The following is a 3,212-nucleotide window of genomic DNA, read 5'->3' as shown; positions in this document are numbered from 1 at the left end:
ATTTCTACGTAGCGCAGCCTACCGGGCGCTTCTCGGACCTACCGGACACCGAGACAACTACAGCCAACGACGGGACCGTTGCGCGGAACGTCTCAGTGTGTCGACGTTCGAGGTTGTCTGCACGAGTGACCGAGTTCCTCTGCGTCTCGGCAGCAGCTTCTGTTCGAGCGGGTACCGCTTGACGCCGAAATTGTGACACCCAGCGGCGATGATCTTCACGTGGATACCTACGCCGACCTACTACAACGGCCTGCGGAACGCGCCCACGACGGACACCCCGACGTTCGCGCACCAGTCGATGCGGAGACCGTCCGGCACGTTGAAAGCGAATTCGGCTTCGGCGCTCCACCCGCTGCTGCGCGCCGTCTACACGACGGTTGGCAACGGCGGGTTCGGCCCGGACCATCAACTTCTGCCGTTGGTCGGCGCATCCGGGGAGGAATCTGCCGTGTGCCGTTACCTAACCGCCAGAACGGAAGGTGAAGGAACTGACTGGGCCTGGCCGCAGGCGGTTCTTGCGGTCCTCGACCGGGCGGATCGACTTCCTTCGTCACCTCGGTGCGCCTCCTACATCGCAGGCGTAGCCCACCGAAAGCGGTGAGCACGAGAGCTGGTCGCAGCACATCGACGCCGACTCTTCGTGAACTGATCGTGGAATGGTTGCGGCACAATCGTCGCGGGCACTACCGCCGACTGGCCGGCGGCACAGCCGCCGCAACGTCAGGCAGCATCTGGAGAGGGCGAGCGATGGACGTGGAGAAGGACAGTGACGCGCTGTCCGCGGAGGCGAAGCTCATGCTTCCGGCGGTGATGCCCTCTCCTGCACGGGCCAGCGTGCCCTCGCACGGAGTCGGCGGCTGGCTGCTGCGTCACCGGGTCCACCCGGTCGGGCCGGCCGCCGGTGAGGCGCACGCCGAAGAGCATGCCTGGTGGAAGGTGATGTGTCTGACCGGTGTCGACTACTTCTCCAGCCTGGCGTACGTGCCGGCGATCGCGGTCACCGCCGCCGGAGTGGTCTCTCCCCTGGCCACGCTGCTGATCGTCGGGTTGACGCTGTTCGGTGTGCTGCCGATGTATCGACGGGTCGCGAACGAGAGCCCGCACGGCGCCGGGTCGGTGGCGATGCTGGAACGGTTGCTGCCGTTCTGGCGCGGCAAACTGTTCGTGCTGGTGTTGCTCGGCTTCGTCGCCACCTCGTGGATCATCACGATCACCCTGTCCGCCGCCGACGCCAGCGTGCACGTGGTGGAGAACCCCTTCTTCCCGGAGGCCCTGCACGGGCACGAGGTTGCCCTCACCGTCGGGCTGCTGCTGTTGCTGGGCTTCGTGTTCCTGCTCGGCTTCAGCGAGGCGGTCAGTGTCGCCATTCCGCTGGTGGCGATCTTCCTGCTGCTCAACACCGTCACCATCGGCGCCGGCCTGATCCACGTGGTCACCGAACCCGCCGCCTGGTCACAGTGGACCAGCGCGCTCGGTGACCTCGGCGGCGGGATCGGCGGCCTCGTCCAACCCGCCGTGGTCGCGTTCCCGTTGCTGGTGCTGGGCCTGTCCGGGTTCGAGACCGGGGTGAGCATGATGCCGCTGATCGCCGCCCGGGGCGGTGACGAGAAGCAGCGGCTGCGGGCCCGGATCGGCAACGGCCGCCGGCTGCTGACCACGGCCGCGCTGGTCATGAGCGTGTATCTGCTCGCCGCCAGCGTCGTCACCACCGTGCTGATCCCGGCCGCCGAGTTCGAGCCCGGCGGTCAGGCCAACGGGCGCGCCCTGGCCTGGCTGGCCCACCACTACCTCGGCGAGACGGTCGGCACCGCGTACGACGTCAGCACGATCCTGATTCTGTGGTTCGCCGGCGCGTCCGCGATGGCCGGGCTGGTCAACATCGTTCCCCGGTACCTGCCCGGGTACGGCATGGCCCCGGAGTGGGGTCGCGCGGTGCGACCGGTCGTGCTGGTCTACACCGCGATCAGCGTGGGCATCACCATCGCGTTCGGCGCGGACGTCAACGCCCAGGCCGGCGCGTACGCCACCGGCATCCTGGCCATGATGGTCTCCGGGGCGTTCGCCGTCACGGCTTGGGCGCTGCGGCACCGCCGCCGCCCGGCCACCGCCGGGTTCGGGCTGCTCACCCTCATCCTCGGGTACGCGCTGGCCGCCAACATCATCGAGAAACCGGACGGGATCACCATCTCGGCGCTGTTCATCGCCGGCATCATCGCCGTGTCCCTGATCTCGCGGATCAGCCGCACCACCGAACTGCGCGTCGACCGCATCGAGTTCGACGAGGCGGCCCGCCGGTTCATCACGGACACCATCGCCCACGACGGGCAGATCAACCTGATCGCCAACCGCCGCCAGGCCGGCGACGCCGGCGAGTACCGGGACAAGGAACGCGAACAGCGCCGCGACAACCCCGTCCCCGGCAGCGCCGACATCTTGTTCCTCGAGGTCGACGTCGTGGATCCGTCGGCCTTCAGCGACGTCCTCACCGTCCGCGGTGTCGACGTCGGCGGGTTCCGGGTCCTGCGCGCGTCGGCGCCGGCGGCGCCGAACGCGATCGCGGCGATCCTGCTGGCCTTGCGCGACGCGACAGGCGTACGCCCGCACTGCTACTTCGCCTGGGCCGAGGGCAGCCCTCTGGTCCACATGGTGCGGTACTTCCTGCTCGGCCGCGGCGACACCGCACCGGTCACTCGCGAGATCATCCGCGAGAACGAATCCGACCAGGCCCGGCGGCCCGGCATCCACGTCGGCTCGTGACCTCACCGGCCATGCCCCCGGCTGCCGTCACCGTGGCCGGGAGGGTGGTGCGGGCGGCCCGGCAAGCGCTACCGGCCAGGACCGCCCAGGAAGATCGGGGATGCACGGGGAGACGCCGGCGTCTCAGTGACGACTAGAGCGTGAAGCGGTCGACGACGCGGCGCAGGTCGCCGGACATGCCGGCCAGGTGCGTAGCGGCCCGGTCGGCCTCGGCTACACCGGCGGTGGTCTGTTGCACCGCGGCGGCGACGGCGTTGATGGTGTCGGCGACCCGGGTGCCGGTGCCGGCTGCCTCGCCGACGTTGCGGGTCATCTCGTTGGTGGTGACCGTCTGTTCCTCGACGGCCGAGGCGATGGTGGTCTGGAACTCGTTGATCCGCTCGATGATCTCGCTGATCTCCTCGATCGCGGTGACCGCGCCGGCGGTGTCCGCCTGGATCGCGGCGACCCGCTGA

General features: G+C 69.0%; 1 protein-coding gene and 1 pseudogene. One reads left to right on the top strand and one right to left on the bottom strand.

The window, feature by feature from the left end; translation table 11 throughout:
• The first annotated feature begins 810 nt into the window (after positions 1–810).
• Positions 811–2,757, top strand: coding sequence for an APC family permease (locus Asi03nite_RS37285; protein WP_373872224.1), 1,947 nt, complete (start codon positions 811–813; stop codon positions 2,755–2,757).
• A 133-nt stretch (positions 2,758–2,890) separates the two neighbouring features.
• On the opposite strand, the pseudogene Asi03nite_RS37280 reads toward Asi03nite_RS37285, so the two are convergent.
• Positions 2,891–3,212, bottom strand: a pseudogene (locus Asi03nite_RS37280) (methyl-accepting chemotaxis protein); the annotation flags it as partial.

Source organism: Actinoplanes siamensis, from assembly GCF_016862395.1.
Classification (GTDB): Bacteria; Actinomycetota; Actinomycetes; order Mycobacteriales; family Micromonosporaceae; genus Actinoplanes; species Actinoplanes siamensis.
This window is presented reverse-complemented; position numbering and strand designations above follow the sequence as displayed.

What these genes read in the sequence shown, in the direction of transcription:
- Asi03nite_RS37285 (WP_373872224.1), top strand. Translation starts at nt 811, where the DNA reads ATGCCCTCTCCTGCACGGGCCAGCGTGCCCTCGCACGGAGTCGGCGGC.